At 54.5% G+C, this 19619-nt stretch carries 22 protein-coding genes; 11 read left to right on the top strand and 11 right to left on the bottom strand.

The annotated features are described in order from the left end of the window. The first annotated feature begins 14 nt into the window (after positions 1 to 14). Complete coding sequence (locus tag GM154_RS14940) at positions 15 to 485, top strand: Dps family protein (protein WP_219652640.1); 471 nt, start codon at positions 15 to 17, stop codon at positions 483 to 485. Between the two features lie 192 nt (positions 486 to 677). Then, on the top strand, positions 678 to 1304 hold the full coding sequence (locus GM154_RS25990; protein ID WP_374940321.1) for a cold shock domain-containing protein membrane protein: 627 nt from the start codon (positions 678 to 680) through the stop codon (positions 1302 to 1304). A gap of 42 nt (positions 1305 to 1346) precedes the next feature. Here the strand turns inward: GM154_RS25990 and GM154_RS14930 are convergent, their stop codons facing one another. Both GM154_RS14930 and GM154_RS14925 read right to left on the bottom strand, forming a co-directional pair. Next, complete coding sequence (locus GM154_RS14930) at positions 1347 to 1553, bottom strand: SlyX family protein (protein ID WP_010795191.1); 207 nt, start codon at positions 1551 to 1553, stop codon at positions 1347 to 1349. Further along, a complete protein-coding gene (locus GM154_RS14925) occupies positions 1543 to 1974 on the bottom strand; it encodes an HIT domain-containing protein (protein ID WP_219652639.1) in 432 nt (143 codons plus the stop codon). Before GM154_RS14925 ends, GM154_RS14930 begins: the two co-directional genes overlap by 11 nt. 382 nt (positions 1975 to 2356) lie before the next feature. Between GM154_RS14925 and GM154_RS14920 the strand changes: the two genes are divergently transcribed. From GM154_RS14920 to GM154_RS14910, 3 genes are all read left to right on the top strand, one after another. Continuing rightward, positions 2357 to 3658: an OprD family porin gene (locus GM154_RS14920; RefSeq protein ID WP_219652638.1), complete on the top strand. Its 1302-nt coding sequence runs from the start codon at positions 2357 to 2359 to the stop codon at positions 3656 to 3658. Between the two features lie 159 nt (positions 3659 to 3817). Then, on the top strand, positions 3818 to 5533 hold the full coding sequence (locus GM154_RS14915; RefSeq protein ID WP_219652637.1) for a proline--tRNA ligase: 1716 nt from the start codon (positions 3818 to 3820) through the stop codon (positions 5531 to 5533). Between the two features lie 8 nt (positions 5534 to 5541). Further along, positions 5542 to 6489 carry a hypothetical protein gene (locus GM154_RS14910; protein WP_219652636.1) on the top strand — a complete coding sequence of 316 codons (948 nt, stop codon included), beginning with the start codon at positions 5542 to 5544 and terminating at the stop codon, positions 6487 to 6489. Between the two features lie 15 nt (positions 6490 to 6504). Here GM154_RS14910 and GM154_RS14905 read toward each other — a convergent pair whose 3' ends face one another. Genes GM154_RS14905 through GM154_RS14895 form a run of 3 tightly spaced genes read right to left on the bottom strand, consistent with a single transcriptional unit; the run spans position 6505 to position 8488 of the window. Then, entirely contained in the window at positions 6505 to 6780 is a 276-nt protein-coding gene (locus GM154_RS14905; protein WP_074824588.1) for an acylphosphatase, read from the bottom strand. Beyond that, complete coding sequence (locus GM154_RS14900) at positions 6777 to 7241, bottom strand: TlpA disulfide reductase family protein (RefSeq protein ID WP_010795197.1); 465 nt, start codon at positions 7239 to 7241, stop codon at positions 6777 to 6779. Before GM154_RS14900 ends, GM154_RS14905 begins: the two co-directional genes overlap by 4 nt. Further along, positions 7238 to 8488 (bottom strand): YihY family inner membrane protein, encoded by a 1251-nt coding sequence (locus GM154_RS14895; RefSeq protein ID WP_219652635.1) that lies wholly within the window; start codon positions 8486 to 8488, stop codon positions 7238 to 7240. Before GM154_RS14895 ends, GM154_RS14900 begins: the two co-directional genes overlap by 4 nt. Positions 8489 to 8606: 118 nt before the next feature. On the opposite strand from GM154_RS14895, the gene arsC reads away from it, so the two are divergent. Both arsC and wrbA read left to right on the top strand, forming a co-directional pair. Then, on the top strand, positions 8607 to 8960 hold the full coding sequence (arsC, locus tag GM154_RS14890; RefSeq protein WP_150346916.1) for an arsenate reductase (glutaredoxin): 354 nt from the start codon (positions 8607 to 8609) through the stop codon (positions 8958 to 8960). Continuing rightward, on the top strand, positions 8957 to 9559 hold the full coding sequence (gene wrbA / locus GM154_RS14885; RefSeq protein WP_197871052.1) for an NAD(P)H:quinone oxidoreductase: 603 nt from the start codon (positions 8957 to 8959) through the stop codon (positions 9557 to 9559). The genes arsC and wrbA overlap by 4 nt, the downstream gene beginning before the upstream one ends. Before the next feature lie 35 nt (positions 9560 to 9594). Here the strand turns inward: wrbA and hda are convergent, their stop codons facing one another. The 3 genes from hda to GM154_RS14870 all read right to left on the bottom strand — a co-directional run bounded on the left by hda (position 9595) and on the right by GM154_RS14870 (position 12565). Next, entirely contained in the window at positions 9595 to 10299 is a 705-nt protein-coding gene (gene hda / locus GM154_RS14880; protein ID WP_010795201.1) for a DnaA regulatory inactivator Hda, read from the bottom strand. Further along, positions 10296 to 11387: an AI-2E family transporter gene (locus GM154_RS14875; RefSeq protein WP_074824598.1), complete on the bottom strand. Its 1092-nt coding sequence runs from the start codon at positions 11385 to 11387 to the stop codon at positions 10296 to 10298. Before GM154_RS14875 ends, hda begins: the two co-directional genes overlap by 4 nt. 113 nt (positions 11388 to 11500) lie before the next feature. Next, entirely contained in the window at positions 11501 to 12565 is a 1065-nt protein-coding gene (locus tag GM154_RS14870) for a DUF2066 domain-containing protein (RefSeq protein ID WP_219652634.1), read from the bottom strand. 293 nt (positions 12566 to 12858) lie between these two features. Here GM154_RS14870 and purM point away from each other — a divergent pair, with 293 nt between their 5' ends. The 4 genes from purM to GM154_RS14850 all read left to right on the top strand — a co-directional run bounded on the left by purM (position 12859) and on the right by GM154_RS14850 (position 15687). Next, the gene (gene purM, locus GM154_RS14865; protein WP_019366330.1) at positions 12859 to 13917 is read left to right on the top strand and encodes a phosphoribosylformylglycinamidine cyclo-ligase; all 1059 of its coding nucleotides are present in this window, start codon (positions 12859 to 12861) and stop codon (positions 13915 to 13917) included. Continuing rightward, entirely contained in the window at positions 13917 to 14567 is a 651-nt protein-coding gene (gene purN / locus GM154_RS14860) for a phosphoribosylglycinamide formyltransferase (protein WP_219652633.1), read from the top strand. Before purM ends, purN begins: the two co-directional genes overlap by 1 nt. 12 nt (positions 14568 to 14579) lie before the next feature. Beyond that, a complete protein-coding gene (locus GM154_RS14855; protein WP_010795206.1) occupies positions 14580 to 15296 on the top strand; it encodes a DUF3108 domain-containing protein in 717 nt (238 codons plus the stop codon). Positions 15297 to 15516: 220 nt separating this feature from the next. Next, a complete protein-coding gene (locus GM154_RS14850) occupies positions 15517 to 15687 on the top strand; it encodes a hypothetical protein (RefSeq protein WP_019366332.1) in 171 nt (56 codons plus the stop codon). 61 nt (positions 15688 to 15748) lie between these two features. Here the strand turns inward: GM154_RS14850 and GM154_RS14845 are convergent, their stop codons facing one another. From GM154_RS14845 to GM154_RS14835, 3 genes are read right to left on the bottom strand one after another with little or no spacing between them, the layout of a single operon-like run. Continuing rightward, complete coding sequence (locus GM154_RS14845; RefSeq protein WP_219652632.1) at positions 15749 to 17956, bottom strand: xanthine dehydrogenase family protein molybdopterin-binding subunit; 2208 nt, start codon at positions 17954 to 17956, stop codon at positions 15749 to 15751. Further along, entirely contained in the window at positions 17953 to 18942 is a 990-nt protein-coding gene (locus GM154_RS14840; RefSeq protein ID WP_219652631.1) for a xanthine dehydrogenase family protein subunit M, read from the bottom strand. The genes GM154_RS14845 and GM154_RS14840 overlap by 4 nt, the downstream gene beginning before the upstream one ends. After that, entirely contained in the window at positions 18939 to 19466 is a 528-nt protein-coding gene (locus GM154_RS14835) for a (2Fe-2S)-binding protein (protein WP_010795210.1), read from the bottom strand. The genes GM154_RS14840 and GM154_RS14835 overlap by 4 nt, the downstream gene beginning before the upstream one ends. Positions 19467 to 19619: the final 153 nt, after the last annotated feature.

Here is a 19619-nt window from a genome sequence, read left to right as displayed (position 1 = left end):
CAAAGGAGAGCGGTATGGAAATCAATATCGGAATTGCTGAACAAGATCGTGCGGTCATTGCAGATGGGCTTTCTCGTCTGCTTGCAGATACCTACACGCTGTATCTGAAGACCCATAACTTTCACTGGAACGTGACAGGGCCGATGTTCAACACCCTGCATACCATGTTCGAAACCCAGTACACCGAACTGGCTACCGCAGTTGATGATATTGCCGAGCGCATCCGCGCATTGGGATTCGCTGCACCAGGCACCTATTCGGCCTATGCCAAGCTGTCCAGTATCAAGGAAGAGGAAGGCATTCCAGAGGCGCAGGAGATGATTCGCCTGCTCGTACAAGGCCAGGAAGCAGTCGTTCGTACCGCTCGTGGAATTTTCCCGATTGTAGATAAGGTCAGCGACGAGCCGACAGCCGACCTGCTGACTCAACGTATGCAAACGCATGAGAAGACAGCCTGGATGCTACGCAGCCTTCTGGCCAACTGATAGAAGCCCGGCAGACGCCGGGCTTTTTCATTTTCCCTCTCATTCTGATGGCATCATCGGGCCATTGATTGAGTAGCCTTCACCTTTACGGTTAAATAACGCTGTGCGTATCTGCGCATAGGTCGATCATTCATAGCCACGCGTTTCAGGCAACAACAGCGATCGACTTGCTATTTCTCCAAGGTGACATCATTGAATACGCTTACACTTGTTCACATCGCGTCTGGTGCGATTGCACTTTCGATAGCCGTGGTTTCCTCTCTACAAGCAGATAAACCCAGCTTTTTTCATCATCATGAAGCCTTGCACATGGCTTTTCTTGGTCTTCTCTTGCTGATTACGACCCCTTCCGTCAGCAGCAAAAATAAGGGAGCTACGCAAACCATCACCTCAACGCTGCTGATAGCAGCTGCATGCCTTCAAGCCCTGGAACTCTTGGTTCCTGATGCCTTTCCTGGCCTACCGCCCCTGGTCAGCATCAGCCTGCCGATTGCAATGATTGCAACGCTGGTCAAGCTGTTTGCAGCCTTTAAATCGTCCAAGACAGGCAGCTACAACAAGCACAGGAAGACACGACACAACGTACAGGATGCACTTCCTGCAGAGGGCCGTGAAATAGGCACTGTAAAGTGGTTCAACACCTCGAAGGGATTCGGGTTCATTTCACGCGATCAGGGGGACGATATTTTCGTTCACTTTCGAGCTATTCGGGGCGAAGGTCATCGCGTCCTGGTAGAGGGCCAGCGTGTCGAGTTTTCCGTTATTCAGCGTGACAAGGGGCTTCAGGCAGAAGACGTGACAGTATCGTTTGCACGTTGACCCGCTCAAAGGCGGCTCCTTTGGGAGCCGCCTTTATCAACATCAATAATGAGGTGGCGGAGCATCGTCCTCGACCGCTCCTTGCGAAACCGCGATTTCAGCCTGCCTTCTCGCAAGCTCTTCGATCTGCAGCTTCATTCGATCCAGCACTCTCTGCTGCTCGACAATAATATCGTTCAAGGTCTGGATCAGATCATCCTGAAACGCTTGTCGCATTTCCAACTCGTTGATTCGTTCTTCAACCGTCATGCTTATCACCCTCCCACTTTTCGGCAAAAAGGGACTTGAGGTCACTCAGGCATTTTTCAAGTTCGCTTTTACTATAGGCTTTTGCAGGTCCTTTACCCCATACAGGACCCGGCCACGCTAAATCCTCTTCAAAACGAGCCACTACATGAATATGAAGTTGCTTAACTATGTTTCCCAATGTGGCGACATTTATCTTTGCCGCCTGGGTGTAGTCTTTTAAACGCTGTGCAACGTATGACGATTCCTTCGTCAGTTGCATCTGATCCTCTAACGACAACTCAAATACTTCGCTGATATTGGATCGCCGGGGAACAAGTATCAGCCATGGATAGTTGGCATCCTTCATTAAAAGCAACTTGCACAACGGTAAATCGCTTACCTCTACAGTATCCGCCCCAAGGCGCTCATCAAGATCAAACATAGTTACCTTCCTAACTAAAAACGGGACGGACATTGACGCCCTTGCACCAAAGCAGTTCAGCTACGCCTTTCATCTGAAAGAGCGCGCCTCAAAAGTGTGCATGTACCGAGTGCAAGTCATTGATTATCTACCCGATAACGTGCTGATGGCACTTTGTGCACACTCTTTGCTTAGCGTTCGAGCATCTTATCAGGGGGAACTCTTATCAATCCGGATGAGGTTGATAAGGCATCTTTCTGATTCTAAAAAATTATAGAAAGCGCCCATAAAAACTCGATGGGAACTTTCAAGCCTGACACTAGAGTGCTATAAGTTGGCACCAACAAGAACAACCAGTCACGTTTAACGATGACTGATATTTCAATCCAAAGGAGCAATCATAATGCAAGTGATGAAGTGGAGCGTCATCGCCCTCGCCGTAGCGGCAGGGACGACCCAGATGGCATTCGCCAGTCAGCAGTCAGAATCCAAAGGCTTTATTGAAGACAGCAGCCTGACGCTGACCAACCGCAACTACTACTTCAATCATGACGGCAAGAACGGCGCGGGTGATGGCCGTGACTGGTCACATGCACTTTTGACCAACTTCCAATCTGGCTTTACACAGGGTACAGTCGGCTTTGGTGTCGATCTCTTCGCCAATATTGGTTTGAAACTCGACAAGCGCTTTGGTGGTGCAGGTAACGTTCCGGTTCACGACGACGGTAAATCGCCTGACGATTGGGAGCACGTAGGCGGGGCGGTTAAGCTGCGTGTATCCAACACCGTATTGAAATATGGCCAGATGGCACCGACCGCTCCGGTATTTGCTATCGGCGGCTCTAGGATTTTCCCGCAAACAGCCACAGGCTTTAACCTGCTGAGCAGTGAAATCGAAGGTCTTAAGCTTGAAGCGGGACACTTTACTTCAGGTACAGGTCCTCGAGGACAAAGCAACCGTGAGCCTCTAAGAACGGCTTATACAGGTCTTGATGCTAATAGCGTCGACTATCTTGGCGGCAGCTATGATTTAGCTGACGGGCTAACCCTCAGCCTGTATGGTTCTGAATTTGAAGATATCTGGCGCCAGTATTACGGTAACGTAAACTATGCTCTTCCGCTAAGCGATCAACAGGCGCTGACGTTTGACTTCAATATCTATCGAACCCTGGATGAAGGTCGCGCTGACGCCGGCGCTATTAACAACACCACATGGTCATTGGCTGCCGCCTATTCACTAGGCGCTCATACATTCACTCTAGCCTATCAAAAAGTCCATGGTGACACTCCATTTGACTATGTAGGTGTTGGCGAAGAGAACAGCGGCGGTGACTCGATTTTCCTGGCAAACTCGATTCATGTTTCTGACTTCAACGGCCCTGGCGAAAAATCTTGGCAGGCTCGCTATGATATCAACATGGCATCCTATGGCGTTCCCGGCCTGAGCTTTATGACTCGTTATGCCAAAGGTTATGATGCTGATGGCACCAATACTGGCAACGGCTCCGCCTACGCAGGCCAGTACGGGGAAGATGGTAAGCACCACGAGTGGGATCTGGAAGCCAAATATGTTGTTCAAAGCGGCCCCGCTAAAGATCTTTCCATCCGTGCGCGTCAGGCCTTCCATCGTGGCAACAGCGATTATGCTGACGGTGATACCAACCAGTTCCGCCTGATGGTGGAGTACCCGCTGAGCATTCTGTAATACAGAACTCATTAGTAATACCTAAAATGCCCGGCCATGCCGGGCATTTTACTTTTCCCGTCACACCCACTTCTCTCTAGTGCTTGCCCCTCTCGCCTGTACGGCTAAGAAAGCCCACCGTACAATGCAGTTTTCGCTGATCAGAAAAGACCTGCCCTCATGCGTACTAGTCAGTATCTTCTCTCTACCCTGAAAGAAACGCCTTCTGATGCCACTGTCATCAGTCATCAACTCCTGCTACGCGCCGGCATGATCCGCAAGCTGGCGTCCGGCCTCTATACCTGGCTGCCACTGGGCCTGCGTGTATTACGCAAGGTCGAGACTGTTGTACGCGAAGAGATGAATGCGGCCGGCGCTCTGGAAGTACTCATGCCAGCCATTCAGCCCGCCGAGCTGTGGCAGGAATCAGGCCGCTGGGAACAATATGGCCCCGAACTGCTCCGCCTCAAGGATCGTCATGAGCGCGACTTTTGCGTAGGCCCAACCCATGAGGAAGTGATTACAGATCTGGCGCGCAACGAGCTCAACAGCTATAAGCAGCTTCCGATCAACATGTACCAAATCCAGACCAAGTTTCGCGATGAGATTCGTCCTCGCTTTGGCCTGATGCGTGGGCGTGAATTCGTCATGAAGGATGCCTACTCCTTCCATATGACCCAGGAATCGCTGCAGGAAACCTATGATCGGATGTATCAGGCCTACTGCAACGTATTCACTCGACTCGGGTTGAACTTCCGTCCTGTTCAAGCTGATAACGGCTCCATTGGCGGCAGCGGCTCCCATGAATTCCATGTACTGGCCAGCTCCGGCGAAGACGATATCGTTTTCAGTGACAGCTCCGATTACGCAGCCAACATTGAAAAGGCTGAAGCGCTACCCCGTGAAACTTCACGCGGCGCGGCTATTGAAGAGCTTCGCTTGGTTGATACACCAGACACTAAAACTATCGCGGCACTGGTAGAGAACTTCAATCTGCCGATTGAGAAGACGATCAAGACATTGATCGTACATGGCGCAGAAGAAGGCACGCTCGTTGCGCTCATCATTCGTGGCGATCATGAGCTAAACGAAATCAAGGCCTCCAACCTCGAACTTGTTGCCTCCCCTCTCGAATTTGCTACTGAGGCGGAAGTTCGTGCAGCCATTGGCGCAGGCCCTGGCTCCCTAGGCCCGCTGAACCTTCCGATGCCTTGCGTCATCGATCGCTCGGTTGCCATGATGAGCGACTTCGCAGCAGGTGCAAATATTGATGACAAACACTATTTTGGAGTGAACTGGGAGCGTGACCTGCCGCTGCCTGAGGTCGCTGATCTGCGCAATGTGGTGGCAGGCGATCCCAGCCCCGACGGCAAGGGCAACCTGGTCATCAAACGCGGCATCGAGGTCGGTCATATTTTCCAGCTTGGCACCAAGTACAGTGAAGCAATGAACCTGACCGTCCTGAGCGAACAAGGAAAGCCCGTCAAGCTCACTATGGGCTGCTATGGCATCGGCGTGTCTCGTGTCGTCGCGGCAGCCATCGAGCAGAATCATGATGAACGCGGCATCCTATGGCCCGATGCGCTTACTCCCTTCCACATTGCGCTGGTTCCTCTGAAATATGAAAACGAGCGCGTACGGGAAGTAACGAATCAACTGTATCAGGCGCTAACTGCTGCCGGTTATGAAGTCCTGTTGGATGATCGTGACAAAAAGACAAGTCCCGGCGTCAAATTTGCAGATATGGAGTTGATCGGCATTCCTCACCGGATCGTAGTAGGTGATCGCGGCCTTGCTGAAGGTACTTACGAGTACAAAGGACGCCGCGAGCAGGACAACCAGAATGTGCCGATCAATGAATTGCTGCCATTTTTGGAAGCACGCATTAATCGTTGAGCCAAGCCATGCCTGTAAGAAGCCCTTTTTTTCTCCTTTCCGTCACGCTTGCCAGCGTGACGGTGCTTTCTGGTTGCGCCAATCATTTACCGCAGCGCAGCGAGCATGAGGAGCGTGTCGATCGCAAACTGATCGAACACAGCCTGCAGATCAATGCCGGTGAAAAAGAAGTGCTCGAACTGCCACAGCGACGAATCAAGGTACTCGATCAACATCGTTATGAAGTGACTGACTTTGAAGTAACACGTCATTACGATCGGTATACGCCTTACCAGCCCTGGCGGGAGCTTTATGAGGTTCCGCTGGGAGCTGTAACACTCGTGGCAGGCATAGGCGCCAATATTCTCAATGTGCCTCTTCTTGGCAGTCTTCCTGAAAGCGCAACACATGGACTGGTTGTCTATGGGCTGGACGGCCTTAACCCGTTCATGAACGTGGCGTCCAATGGGCGCTCCGAGCAGAACCTAGCCAGCATTGATGAAAAGCAGCTCGATAAACGCGTCGAATACACCAGCCTTCCCTGGGCTGAGCGCCCCGTTGAAGTCAAGGCGGGCAAGGCTCGACATGAGCTGCTGACCGACCAAAACGGCTTTTTGCGTCTGAACCTGCTGGAAGACCCTTTTGCAGGTCATGATATCAGCGGCGCTGGCAAGCTGGACATCACGGTTATCGACCCTGAAGACCAGACCAAAGCCGAGCGCACGTTAACGGTAAGCCGCAGCCTGCGTAGCAAACTTCTGGAGGCCCATGAGCTTATTTACGATGATCTTGAAGAGGACGATGTGACTCGCTGGGTTCATCGTGTAAAGCGCTTGTCTGAACTAGGCCTGGAGGAAGAATCCAGCGAACTGGAACAGAACCTGATCGAGCTGACCCACAATGATCCGGAGCTGCAAAATGAGTTTGTCACTGCATTAGCCAAAGCAACCGGAACACCCAAGACCATCAGCCAGTAAGCATCTATATGGCTGTTAGCGCCATACTGTAAAGTTACCAAGCCCCAATAGCGCATGATCCTGAACCAGGACTTGATTGACATTCGCCTGTGCGGGGCCATGACGAAGCCATGCCAGAAACTGCTCCAGCGCTTCTGGCTCGCCTTCACATTTTATCTCGACACGCCCATCGTCCAGGTTTCTTACCCACCCTGTGATACCTAGGCGCTCTGCCTCTTCCCGGGCACTTTCTCGATAACGGACGCCCTGTACCCGTCCGTCGACGTGGATATGCCTTGCCTGACTGCTCATGGTGACTGCTTCTCCAGCTCAGCGATACGTGCCTGTATGACCGCAGCCGTTTGCTCCCCTACAAGCTTTTCCCTGAAACGGCCTTGGGGGTCAACAAGATAGGTGGCTGGCAGGACGTTGCTGACCGGCAGATCGAAATGCTTGGCAGGATCCTTTTGGAAGACGGCGTATTGAATACCCATCGTTTCTGCACTCTTACGCAGTGCATCGTCCTGCTGGTGATCGTAGTTAACGCCTAGCACCCTTATCTCAGCATTGGCTTTGGCCAAGGCATTGAGCTGGGGGATTTCCTTGTGACAGGGTCCGCACCACTCTGCCCAATAATTAATGACCAACCACCGCCCGTCCAGCTGAGCGTTATCGATTTTATGGCCATACTGGTCATTTCCGTAATCCGGCGTACAGGCTGCCAACAAGAAACTGACGGCAAGCAGGCCGCCACGTAACGCTTTAGTAATCATGTTGACTCCATGGAAGATACTGGTTTGGCTTCAGGTTTCAGCCACTTGGCGAGACTGCCGCCCAGAAGTTGCTCACGTTGCTCATGAAGCTGTTTAAGCGCTTCAATCAGAGGAGGATACCAGTCACCTGTACAGCGCTCGACCTCAGGAAGACGATCGATTTCTGGTAGATGCCATGGGCTCTTTTCCATCAATTGCGTCAGGGTGAATGTGTTGAGATCCCGGCAGAGCACCCATCTTCCACTACTGGTGTGGCACACCAGTTTCTCTTTCTTGAGAAAGTCCAGAATGGGTTGCCATTGATCCTCAGGCAACTTCCAGCCGCTTTTCTGGAGCTCGACAAGATCGAGCGAGGCGCCTGTCTGTTGCCGATCCAGAAAGAAACGAAGCACGCCCAGCAAGACAAGAAACGTAGGGATTGGCTGTCGGCGCCACTGCTTGGAGGAAGAAAGGTTGCACACCAACTCAGCGCCAAAAAGAACGATCAGCCAGGAGACGTAAATCCAGACCAGAAAAAGCGGAATGGTCGCAAAAGCCCCATAGATCAGCTTGTAACCCGGAAAAAACATGACATACAAGCCAAACAGTGACTTGGCCGCTTCGAATAGCACTGACGTAAAGATACCCCCAACCAATGCATGCTTGAGCGGAACACGCGTGTTTGGTACCGCGGCATAGAGCAAGGTGAAGGCAGCCATGCTGAAGAGGAGCGGCATGAACTTGAGCAGCACGGCCGTTCCCATGACCGCATACCGACCTGACATCATGGACAGCGACGCGATATAGGTGCTGATCGCAAAGCCTGCGCCTAGCAAAAGAGGCCCCAGACTGAGGATTGCCCAATACAGGAGAAAACTGGACATGCCTCGACGAGGTTGGGAAACCCGCCAGATGTCATTGAAGGTTTTTTCAATGGTCACCAGCATGGTGAGGGACGTTACTGCCAGCAGCGCGACGCCTAGCCATGTCAAGTGGCGGGCCTGCTCGATAAATCCACGCAGGTGCTCCTCCAAGGTCTCGCCGGTCGAAGGGACGAAGTTATGGAAGATGAATATCTGAATCTGCTCTTCTGTTCCCTGAAAGGCGGGAATGGCAGAGAGCATGGCAAAGGTCACCGTCATGATGGGAACAACGGCAAACAGGGTGGTGTAGGTCAAGGCCGCCGCGTTGTTGGGCGCTCGATCGCCAAGAAAGCGTTTGACCAGGAAACGGCCCCATTCAAATGTGTCGCTCAGGCGCTGACGCATTCTATTTCCTCAACCATGCGTGAATCGTCTTGAATCCAATTACCCGGCACAATGCTCGTTCAGACCACCGGAGGCCCGTTAGAATAGCCGTCACCTCCACAACGATGCGACCTTTTCAATGAGCGAATCGATACTCTTCCACAATCCTCGTTGCTCCAAGTCCCGTAGCGCTCTCGAATTGCTGCAGGAAACAAAGCTGGACCTGCATGTGGTTCGCTACCTTGAAACGCCCCCTACTGCCGCAGACCTCAAGGGTATTCTGCTTAAACTGGGCATCCCGGCTCGTCAGCTTCTGCGTACCGGCGAAGAGGAATACAAAGCGCTAGGGCTGGCGGATGAAACTCTTTCTGAAGACAGACTGATTGAAGCCATGGCGAGTCATCCGAAACTGATTGAACGCCCCATTTTCATCGTAGGCGACAAGGCGGTCATTGGCCGTCCGCCAGAAAAGGTTCTGGAGATACTGCCATGAGTGCTTCCTATATCCTGGTGCTTTATTACAGCCGACATGGCGCTACAGCCCAGATGGCTCAGCAGATTGCCCGCGGAGTCGAAATGGGTGGCCTGGAGGCACGTATCAGGACCGTTCCGAGTGTGTCGACAGTATGTGAAGCAACCGCACCAGAAATCCCAGAGGAAGGCGCGCTATATGCCAGCCTTGATGATCTGCGGCATTGTAGCGGCCTGGCCTTGGGCAGCCCTACGCGGTACGGCAACATGGCGGCGGCGCTGAAGTACTTTTTGGATGGCACGAACAGCTTGTGGCTGACAGGCGAATTGGTAGGAAAGCCGGCCGCGGTCTTCACTTCCACTGCAAGTCTGCACGGTGGTCAGGAAAGCACGCTGCTCTCCATGCTGCTGCCTCTGCTCCATCACGGCATGCTGGTAACCGGATTGCCGTACAGCGAAAGCGCCCTGCTTGAAACCAAAGGCGGCGGCACACCTTATGGTGCCAGCCACTTTGCCGGAACCGATGGCAAGCGGGCCTTGGATGAACATGAGATCACGCTGTGCCGTGCGCTAGGCAAGCGCCTTGCAGCCACAGCCCTGCAACTGGAGTCGCGCCGCTGAAGTGCTTAGCTACAGCGCCGTAAACAGGTAGCGGCTCACCAATCCATGATTTCCTTGACGAACGGAATGGTGAGCTTGCGCCGGGCCTGCAGAGAGGCATGATCCAGGCGCTCCAGCACATCGAACAAGGAGTTCATGCTCCGAGAACCACGCGTCAGGATATAGCGTCCCACTTCTTCGTTCAGATGCAGCCCCCGTCGAGAGGCGCGCAGCTGCAGCGCGCGCAGCTTGTCTTCATCAGACAGCGGCTGAAGCTGGAAGACCAATGCCATGGTAAGCCGTGATTTGAGATCCGGAAGCTTGATAGGCAATGACCGTGGAGGCTTGGAGCCAGACAGCAAGAGCCGCTTTCCAGCATCCCGCACACGATTGAAGAGATGAAACATCGCCTCTTCCCATTCTCGCTTGCCTGCCAGGGCATCCAGATCATCCAGGCAAACCAGCTCGCACTGTTCGAGATTTTCAAACAGTGCGGTTCCATACCCGGAAAGCTCGGCCATTGGCAGATAAACGGCTTGCTCACCCATCTGATAAAACCGCAGGCAGGCAGCCTGCATCAAATGGCTACGCCCGGCGCCTTCCGTTCCCCAGAGGTAGATAAGGCTTTCAGCCCAACCTGCGTCCAGCTCGCATAGGCGCTCGACATAACCCAGCGCCGCCGCATTTGCGCCGGGATAATAATTGGCAAAGGTAGCGTCATCGCGTAGACGCACACCCAAGGGTAACTGTATCGGTTTCATGCCGTGTCTGGCGGCTCGCTGGATTCAGGTCGACCGGGTTTGGAGTAAAGGTCGGAAAGTTTATACAAATCATGGATATGACGCAGCAGAACCATCAAGACGGCGGCTACGGGTAATGCGAGAAGAATACCGCTGAAACCAAACAGTTGACCACCCGCCAGAACGGCAAAGATGACCGCAACGGGATGTAGGCCAATACGATCACCCACCAGAAGCGGTGTCAGCACCATGCCTTCGATCATTTGTCCGAAGACAAATACCGCGAGAATGCCCAGCAGCGGATACCAATCAAGGCCAAACTGGAAGAATCCAGCAGCCATGGCTGCCGTGATGCCAACCGCAAATCCCATATACGGGACAATGCTGGCCAGTCCCGCCAGCAGACCAATCAACAGGCCCAGCTCAAGCCCTACCAGCATCAGCCCACCGGCATAGATGATTCCAAGGCCAAGCATGACCATCAACTGCCCGCGCAGGAAGGCGCCCAGCACCTCATGACAGTCACCCAGCAGCCGAGCCACCAAACCTTCGTGTCGACGCGGGAGCAGGCCCCTGAGCTTGCCAACCATGACATCCCAGTCGCGTAACAGATAAAAGCTTACGACCGGGATCAACAACGTGTTTCCGATCCAGGCCAGTAAAGCAAGACTGGAAGACGTTGCCTGGGCAAGAACGATACCGACGATATCACCGGTACGATCCAGATGGCTGGTTAGCACCGCCTTGATACGATCGAAGCGCCAGAAGCTGTCTGCAAGACCGAATTTGATCTGAATCCATGGCAATGCGGTGAACTGAAGCCAGTCGAGTATGGCAGGCATCAACTCGTAGAGACGGATGAACTGCCTGACCAGCATGGGCACGATGACAAGCAGCATGCCCAGCAGAACCAGCAGGAAGGCCAGATATACCGTAAGCACAGCCAATGTGCGGGAGAGCCCCAGCCGCTCCAGCCGATCTACCAATGGATCACCCAGGTAGGCTAGTAACATGCTGATCAGAAAGGGAGACAGAATAGGCTGCACCGAGTGCAGCAGCCACAGCAAAACGGCCAGCCCGCCAATGACATACCAGCGGCGTGTCGTCATGTTCGTTTCTCGCTAAATAATTTGTGCATAAAGAAAGCCGCCAGGCGAAGGCCAGGCGGCTTGGGAGTGTCTGATGATCGGCCTGCGGTAAGGTCTCTCTTTAGCGGACCCGATCAATGCCAGCGATAATAGAGTACCTGTTGTGCTGGCGCAGGTGCGGGCGGCTGTGAAGCGCCTGGTGCAGCTTGGGTGTCCGGTGCCGCAACGGGCGCGGTGGCATCGACCGGTGCAGAAGATTGCTCCAGATCGGCCAGGCCTAACTGTGCATGAAGTTGATCCGGGTTAGCGGTCAGCTGATAGCGAAGCTGTCCATTCTCTGCCTTGAGCAACCGAGCACCCATGGGTTCCAGCAGCTTTTGCAGCTGAGAGTAGCGCTCGAAATTGGCCCCACCCACTACTAGTGTCAGTGCTTGTGTAGAACCTGGCTTGGTAATGAACTGCTTGGCCAGACGTGTACTTAGCTCATGCATGATAGTATTGGCCAGGGCATCCAGATCGGCTCCCTGCGCATTGCCCTGTGCCGAATTGGTCCCCTGCCACATCCGCCATTGAGCCTGCCAGGAACCACCCGATTGCCTGGCATGAACCGCCAGCAATACATCACTGCTATAACGCTTGGAAGCCTCACGCAGAGCGTCTGGCTTACCGGAATCAATATTTTCGGCAGTACCGACCAGCTGTTCACTGAGGTCTGCCAAGGGCAGGACGAGCGGCAGGCCACTGTCCTGAGCGGCCCTTTGCAAAGGAGCTGCCGCTGGCTGGCTGTCACCCACCAGGGCACTACCGCCATCAGAATCATTCAACCACCACGTCATCACGGAGGGGCGATTGGCTCCCCAGATAGGCAGCCCCGCCTGCGTTAGGGTACGGTTGACGGATGCAGGATCGAAATTGACGACCAGCACGGCTGGCGGGCCGGCATCGTAACTGTACTGGGTAATCAGTTGCTGAGGGCTTTTTACCGACTCGGATAAGGCAGGGCTCTGAGCGGCATTCGCATCGCCAGTCAAACGAACCACCAGATCCTGCAGGGCACGCCCCAGCGCAGCGTCGCGCTCTGAGGGCTGCTGGGAGGCAACGGGCTCGCGCACCTGATAAAGGCCTTCCACCAAGGCTGCTGAAGCAGACTGGCTCAGCAAGGGTAGGCAGAGCGTAAGCAGAAAGGCAAAACGACGCATGTAGAGTCTCGGCAAGCAGGAACGAAGAGGCATACCTTAAAAGGCGCCCTGCCCGGCGGCAAGCCTGAGGGCAGGTTATGTGCAGCATCACGGTGAAATCAGACCGCGCTTTATGCCAAAAGGCTCCTTTATGACTGAATAAAAGCTGAATAAGCCTGACAAGGCCATTCGATGACCAACAGTGCCTCGTCAGGAAGCGCCGTTTCCCGATTGCTTCTGGTAAAATCGCCGCCTCTCAAAAGCTGTGCCCGCGGCATAGCCTGTTTCGCAGCATTTTTAAAAGGCCTGGATTCATGAGCAAGCAACCCTCGTTGAGCTACAAGGACGCCGGAGTGGATATCGACGCAGGCGAAGCCCTGGTTGAACGTATCAAAGGCGTCGCCAAGCGTACTGCCCGCCCGGAAGTCATGGGCGGCCTCGGTGGTTTTGGCGCCCTCTGTGAAATCCCGGCCGGTTACAAGCAGCCGGTTCTGGTTTCAGGTACGGACGGTGTCGGCACCAAGCTTCGTCTGGCAATGAATCTGAAAAAGCATGACAGCATTGGTATCGACCTTGTTGCTATGTGTGTAAATGACCTGGTTGTCTGTGGCGCCGAGCCACTCTTCTTCCTGGACTACTATGCCACCGGCAAACTGAACGTTGATGTCGCGGCTCAGGTAGTGACCGGTATCGGCGAAGGCTGTGAGCAGGCCGGATGCTCGCTGGTAGGGGGTGAGACCGCCGAAATGCCCGGCATGTACGAGGGCGAAGACTACGATCTGGCTGGTTTCTGCGTAGGCGTGGTGGAAAAGGCCGAGATCATCGACGGCTCCAAGGTAGCGACCGGCGATGCGCTGATCGCGCTGCCCTCCTCCGGCCCGCACTCCAATGGTTACTCCCTGATCCGCAAGATCATCGAGGTTGCAGGCGCGGATATCGAAAGCATCCAGCTCGACGGCAAACCTTTGACCGACCTTCTGATGGCGCCGACGCGTATCTACGTCAAACCCCTGCTCAAGCTGATCAAGGACACCGGCGCCGTGAAAGCGATGGCCCACATTACTGGTGGCGGCCTGCTCGAAAACATTCCGCGCGTTCTGCCTGAAAACGCGCAGGCAGTCATCGACGTGGAGAGCTGGACACGTCCGGCTGTATTCGACTGGCTGCAACAGCAGGGCAACGTTGACGAGACAGAAATGCATCGCGTGCTGAATTGCGGTGTTGGCATGGTCATCTGCGTCGCGCAGGAGCACGTTGATAAAGCGCTGAGCACGTTGCGCGATGCGGGTGAACAGCCTTGGGTAATCGGTCAGATCGCCGCCTGCGATGAAAGCGCTCCTCGCGTTGTACTGAACAACCTGAAGACGCATTGATGCCTGCACATTGTAATGTCGTGGTATTGATCTCAGGTGCCGGTAGCAACTTGCAGGCACTGATCGATGCCTCGACCAGCCCGGAGGCGCCCATCCAGATCCGCGCGGTGGTTTCCAACCGTGCGGATGCCTACGGATTGGAGCGTGCTCGCCAAGCGGGCATCGAGGCGCAGGTTCTTGACCATACACAGTTCGCTGATCGGGAGGCGTTCGACGCTGCCCTCGTCGAGCTGGTTGATCGCTTTGAACCGGACCTCTTGGTCCTGGCCGGCTTCATGCGTATCCTGACGGAGCGCTTCGTGACCCATTACCGAGGCCGGCTGCTCAATATTCACCCTTCCCTGTTGCCACGCTATACCGGTCTGCGTACGCATCAACGTGCGCTGGATGCAGGCGATCTGGAGCATGGCTGCAGTGTTCACTTTGTTACGGAAGAGCTTGATGGCGGCCCGGTTGTTGTACAGGCCGTCGTTCCCATTCATCCTGGCGACACAGCGGAAACCCTGGCCCAGCGCGTTCACGGACAGGAACACGTAATTTATCCTCTGGCTATCAGCTGGTTCGCCCAAGGGCGCTTACGGCTGACTGAGCGAGGCGCTGAACTGGATGCCCAGCCGTTGCCGGCTACCGGACATGTCATTCGATCCTAGGAGAAATATCCCATGCGACGATTGTTGTGCCTGATCGCATTTGCGCTGGCCCTGCCCGCCCATGCGTTCGACCTTAAACCCTTTGATGCCAGCTACACCGCCGACTGGAAGCAGATGCCCATGAGTGGCTCAGCTGAGCGGCACCTGACAAAACAGCAGGATGGCAATTGGAAACTTGAATTCAGTGCCTCCATGCTGGTGGCGGGCCTGACCGAAGCCAGTACGTTCCGCTATGAAGGCGACACGTTCCTGCCCACGAGCTATAGCTATTCACGCCATGGCCTGGGTAAAAGCCGTGAAAGCAAGCTGACCTTTGACTGGACCGCGAAGAAAGTCACCGGCACTGAAAAAGGCGACTCGGTCAACCTGCCGCTGGACCGTGGTCTGGTGGACAAGTCCACTTACCAGCTGCTCTTGCAGCATGATGTGGCAGACGGCAAGAAAAGCATGAGCTACCAAGTGGTCGATGGTGATGAGATCGATACTTACGACTTTCGCGTAATTGGCGAGGAGCGCGTGCGCACCAAGGTGGGTCTGGTTGATGCCATCAAGGTCGAGCGCGTTCGAGATCCCACCAAGAGCAACCGTAAGACTGAACTGTGGTTTGCGAAGAACTGGGATTACCTGCTGGTCCGCCTGTATCAGATGGAAACCGATGGCAAGGAATACCAGATCATGCTGGAAGACGGCTCTGTTGATGGCAAGCCGGTAAAAGGTCAGCAAGGCTAAATCGCCTGGTACCTCTAAAAACGCGTCTTATCGAGAGGTAAGACGCGTTTTTTATTGCCTGTGTTTTTGCAAAAGAACGTGCCGCCTGTTGAACCTGCGACATATTGTCGCTATAAATGTAACAGATTATTGCAAACAATCAGCTTGGTCTCTTTTCCTGATTGATCAATGATCGAGTTGTTAGCTGCCTTGCGTGCCCTTTTAACCAAGGAGAAAGACAATGACCGTTACAGTGACTGAACGCGACGAAAACCATATGTCTCAAGAAGCCCGTTCACTGGGTTTATCTGTCTGGGACGTTCACCAGGAAGGCCATTTAGTCGGCATTTATCATTCCGAGGCCGATGCGGTCGCGTATAAAGCGCAGATCGAAGAAGAAAGTCAGCGTTGATTTAAAGCAGTATCCATAAAAAAGCCCGCCTGTCAGAGGCGGGCTTTTTTGATCAGTCGTTTTATTCGAAAACCTTATCCAGGGTAATTGGTAGATCGCGAATACGCTTGCCTGTTGCGTGATAAACCGCGTTGGCGATGGCCGCCGCAACCCCTACAATACCGATCTCGCCTATCCCTTTTGCGCCGAGCGGATTGACAATCTCGTCGTGCTCTTCGACAAAGATGACATCCAGATCATGCACATCGGCGTTTACCGGAAAATGGTATTCGGCAATGTTGTGGTTCATCCAGCGAGCCAGATCCTTATCAAGCATCCCCTCTTCCTGCATGGCCATGCCAATCCCCCAGACCATTCCGCCCAGGATCTGGTTTCGTCCTGGCTTGAGACTCAAGACGCGCCCCGCTGCAATGGCACTGACCATCCGGCTGACCTGAATCGTACCGAAGTCTTCGTCAACCTTGACCTCCACAAACACTGCAGAGTGGGTAGCCGTTGTGTAATCGTCCCGCTCCTTCTTAGGCGAGGCACTGGCGGAAGCCTCCATGCTTGGCGTCCCCCCCTTTTTCAAGAGATCGGTGATCTTGATTCGCTCGGCAGGTGCGGCCTTGATGCAAATTTCACCATTTTCGAAAACGACGTCGGTCAACTCAAGGTTGCTGAAGGGCGATTGATCCTCTTCCTTGGCTTGATCGAGCAGTTGCTGTTGAAGGGTTTCGCATGCCTGCTTAACGGCGGAGCCAACAGAAGAAACGGTAAACGATCCACCTTCCAGGGGCGCCTTGGGCAAAGTCGAGTCGCCCAATTTGAATGTGACCTTTTCCAGAGGCAGGCCGAAGAGTTCCGCTGCGATCTGGGTCATGACGGTATAGGTACCCGTACCGATATCAGCTGTAGCGCTGGAGACGACCAAGCTACCGTCGATGTTGATCACTGCCTTGGCACTGGCGGGATTCTGCATGGCCTCCCAGACACCGGTTGCCATCCCCCACCCTACCAGCTGCTTGCCATCGCGCATTGAGCGTGGTTCGTGACTACGCTTGGACCAGCCAAACCGTTCGGCACCCTGGCGGTAGCATTCGAGCAACTCCTTGCTTGAGTAAGGCTTGTTGGAGGCAGGATCGACATCCGTGAAGTTGCGGATACGAAACTCCAATGGATCAATGTTGGCCGCGTAGGCCAGCTCGTCCATCGCGGATTCAAGGCCATAGACACCTAGCACAGCGCCCGGTGCACGCATATCCAGCGGTGTATAGAGGTCAAGGGGAGCCAGCTTGTAATCCAGCCGCACATTGGGGCATCCATAGAGCGAAGCGGACCAGACCACGACCATCTCAGTGAAGTCCTCAAAGCTTGAAGTCTCGCCTACTACTTCGTGGATAGTCGAAACCAGCTTGCCTTCCTGATCACACGCCAGCCGGAAATGCTGGATGGTTTCCGGGCGATGACCGAACGAGAACATTTGCTCGCGGGACAGCACTACACGAACGGAACGCTTGAGCTTAAGCGCCGCCATGGTCGCCAGTACCAGTTGATACTGTGGACGCAAACCAGAACCAAAGGCGCCACCCACAAAGGGTGTTACGACACGTACATCTCCATCAGGCAGGCCGAAGATGTTGGAAATGAACTGAGCGCTGTTCTGTACGCCCTGCGTCTTGTCATGGACGGTCAACTTGCCATCCGTGTTGTAAATGACCGTAGAGGCATGCATCTCCATCGGATTATGAAACTCGGCGGCCGAATGGTATTCCGCCTCGATCTTCACTGGTGCACTCGCCCAGGCGCTATCGGCATCGCCGCGATCTGGCGGCATGGGCGTAGGCGCCTTATGGGCATTGCCACGCTGAGCGTAGATGTCAGCCTGATGCGGCTCGGCTTCGTAATCCACTCGAATCAGCGAAGCCGCATAGCGAGCAGTTTCGAAGCTTTCTGCCACCACCAGCGCAACCGGCTGCATGTTGAACAGGACTCGGTCGTTATAGAGAGGACGAAAGTGCTTGCCATCTGCGGCGTCCATATCGGTGTAGCTTTCGTTATACGATGCCACCTCGGGACGGTTTTCATGGGTAATGACATCCAGAACACCCGGAACATTGAGCGCTGCCTGGGTATCGATGCTCAGGATGCGGCCCTTGGCTACCGAGCTGTTGACGACATAGCCGGTGCAGAGGTCGGCTGTACCGAACTCACCGGCATAAAGGGCTTTGCCAGTTACCTTGAGTGGCCCATCGACCCGAGAAACGGCCTTTCCTAGATAAGCTGTCATTTGGCATTTACTCCTGAAGCAGCCTCGCTCAAGGCACGCACAATGGCGCGCTTGGCCAATTCGATCTTGAAGCTGTTGTGCTCGAACCCCTGGGCTCCCTGCATGAGCAATTCTGCAGCTGCCCGAAAGTTCTCTTCGGTAGCCGGCTTGCCTGCCAGCAATGCTTCAGCCTCAGGTTTACGCCAGGGTTTATGGGCCACACCTCCCAAGGCAATACGGGCTGTACCTACGTTGTCGCCGTTGAGTTCCAGCGCCGCTGCAACCGAGACAAGCGCAAAAGCATAGGACGCTCGGTCACGGATCTTGACGTAGGCGTAGTTCTCGGCAAATCCTCTGGGAGGCAGCTCAACAGCAGTAATGAGTTCATGCTGCCCCAGATTGGTGTCCAGATGCGGTGTATCACCAGGCAAACGGTGAAACTCGCTCATCGGAATCACGCGGTCACCCTCAGGCCCTGACACATGAACCGAGGCCTCCAACGCAGCCAACGCAACGGCCATGTCGGATGGATGGACGGCGATACACTGATCGCTGTGCCCCAGAACGGCATGGATGCGGTTCTGGCCATTGAGCGCCCCGCAGCCTGAGCCCGGCTCGCGCTTATTGCAGGGCGTGCCGATATCATAGAAGTAATAACAACGCGTGCGCTGGAGCAGATTGCCCCCGGTGGACGCCATGTTGCGCAGCTGGGCCGAGGCACCCGCCAGAATGGCTTGAGAAAGTAAGGGATACACCCGCTCGACATCAGGATGGTAGGCAACCGTCGAGTTCTTGACCAATGCCCCGATATGCAAGCCTCCGGCCTGCGTCGTTTCGATCTCGCGCAAGGGCAACGCATTGATATCGACCAGCTGGTCGGGGCGTGCCACGTTTTCCTTCATCAGGTCGAGCAGGTTGGTCCCACCGGCGATGAACCGCCCCGTGTCACTTAACTGCTGGATGGCATCGGTGACTTGCTGGGGTTTTGAATAACTGAAGCGATTCATTCCCGTGGCCCTCCCTTGCAGGCAGGCATGGCCTGCTCGATAGCCGCCAGAATGTTGTTGTAAGCACCGCAACGGCACAGGTTTCCGCTCATTTGCTCACGAATCTCATCACGCGTCTGCGCCTTGCCTTCCTTGATCATGCCAATGGCAGAACAGATCTGCCCCGGTGTGCAATAACCGCACTGGAAGGCATCTTGCTCAACGAAGGCTGCCTGCATGGGATGTAACTCATCGCCGTTGGCCAGGCCTTCGATAGTTGTGATTTCAGCGCCGTCCTGCATGACGGCCAGACTCAGGCAGGAGTTGATGCGGGTTCCGTTGACCAACACGGTACAGGCACCACACTGTCCATGGTCGCATCCTTTCTTCGTACCGGTCATGTCCAGGTGTTCGCGTAGCAGATCAAGCAATGTCGTCCACGGCTCGACGGCCAGCTCATGCTGTTTACCGTTGATGATCAGGGAAATCGTATGGGTATCAGCACCGGCGTCGGGCCGAAGCTGGCGAGCAGGAGTCGCATTCATAAAGGCCTCACGGTTGTAAAGGGGAGTGATCTGAAGTCACTCTTTTTTTCATGAAAAGCATCGATTGGATGTCTATTTCAGGAATACGACTGAAAGCTTCCGTCAAGGGTTCAGCACAAACCCATGGCAAGATGTGATGGAGGACTCAGTGCG

Source organism: Pseudomonas sp. MAG002Y, from assembly GCF_019400845.1.
Taxonomy (GTDB): Bacteria; Pseudomonadota; Gammaproteobacteria; order Pseudomonadales; family Pseudomonadaceae; genus Chryseomonas; species Chryseomonas luteola.
The sequence above is the reverse complement of the archived record's forward strand: the minus strand, read 5'-3'. Positions and strand labels throughout refer to the sequence as shown.

What these genes read in the sequence shown, in the direction of transcription:
- GM154_RS14940 (WP_219652640.1), top strand. Translation starts at nt 15, where the DNA reads ATGGAAATCAATATCGGAATTGCTGAACAAGATCGTGCGGTCATTGCA.
- GM154_RS14930 (WP_010795191.1), bottom strand. Translation starts at nt 1,553, where the DNA reads ATGACGGTTGAAGAACGAATCAACGAGTTGGAAATGCGACAAGCGTTT.
- GM154_RS14925 (WP_219652639.1), bottom strand. Translation starts at nt 1,974, where the DNA reads ATGTTTGATCTTGATGAGCGCCTTGGGGCGGATACTGTAGAGGTAAGC.
- GM154_RS14920 (WP_219652638.1), top strand. Translation starts at nt 2,357, where the DNA reads ATGCAAGTGATGAAGTGGAGCGTCATCGCCCTCGCCGTAGCGGCAGGG.
- GM154_RS14915 (WP_219652637.1), top strand. Translation starts at nt 3,818, where the DNA reads ATGCGTACTAGTCAGTATCTTCTCTCTACCCTGAAAGAAACGCCTTCT.
- GM154_RS14910 (WP_219652636.1), top strand. Translation starts at nt 5,542, where the DNA reads ATGCCTGTAAGAAGCCCTTTTTTTCTCCTTTCCGTCACGCTTGCCAGC.
- GM154_RS14905 (WP_074824588.1), bottom strand. Translation starts at nt 6,780, where the DNA reads ATGAGCAGTCAGGCAAGGCATATCCACGTCGACGGACGGGTACAGGGC.
- GM154_RS14900 (WP_010795197.1), bottom strand. Translation starts at nt 7,241, where the DNA reads ATGATTACTAAAGCGTTACGTGGCGGCCTGCTTGCCGTCAGTTTCTTG.
- GM154_RS14895 (WP_219652635.1), bottom strand. Translation starts at nt 8,488, where the DNA reads ATGCGTCAGCGCCTGAGCGACACATTTGAATGGGGCCGTTTCCTGGTC.
- arsC (WP_150346916.1), top strand. Translation starts at nt 8,607, where the DNA reads ATGAGCGAATCGATACTCTTCCACAATCCTCGTTGCTCCAAGTCCCGT.
- wrbA (WP_197871052.1), top strand. Translation starts at nt 8,957, where the DNA reads ATGAGTGCTTCCTATATCCTGGTGCTTTATTACAGCCGACATGGCGCT.
- hda (WP_010795201.1), bottom strand. Translation starts at nt 10,299, where the DNA reads ATGAAACCGATACAGTTACCCTTGGGTGTGCGTCTACGCGATGACGCT.
- GM154_RS14875 (WP_074824598.1), bottom strand. Translation starts at nt 11,387, where the DNA reads ATGACGACACGCCGCTGGTATGTCATTGGCGGGCTGGCCGTTTTGCTG.
- GM154_RS14870 (WP_219652634.1), bottom strand. Translation starts at nt 12,565, where the DNA reads ATGCGTCGTTTTGCCTTTCTGCTTACGCTCTGCCTACCCTTGCTGAGC.
- purM (WP_019366330.1), top strand. Translation starts at nt 12,859, where the DNA reads ATGAGCAAGCAACCCTCGTTGAGCTACAAGGACGCCGGAGTGGATATC.
- purN (WP_219652633.1), top strand. Translation starts at nt 13,917, where the DNA reads ATGCCTGCACATTGTAATGTCGTGGTATTGATCTCAGGTGCCGGTAGC.
- GM154_RS14855 (WP_010795206.1), top strand. Translation starts at nt 14,580, where the DNA reads ATGCGACGATTGTTGTGCCTGATCGCATTTGCGCTGGCCCTGCCCGCC.
- GM154_RS14850 (WP_019366332.1), top strand. Translation starts at nt 15,517, where the DNA reads ATGACCGTTACAGTGACTGAACGCGACGAAAACCATATGTCTCAAGAA.
- GM154_RS14845 (WP_219652632.1), bottom strand. Translation starts at nt 17,956, where the DNA reads ATGACAGCTTATCTAGGAAAGGCCGTTTCTCGGGTCGATGGGCCACTC.
- GM154_RS14840 (WP_219652631.1), bottom strand. Translation starts at nt 18,942, where the DNA reads ATGAATCGCTTCAGTTATTCAAAACCCCAGCAAGTCACCGATGCCATC.
- GM154_RS14835 (WP_010795210.1), bottom strand. Translation starts at nt 19,466, where the DNA reads ATGAATGCGACTCCTGCTCGCCAGCTTCGGCCCGACGCCGGTGCTGAT.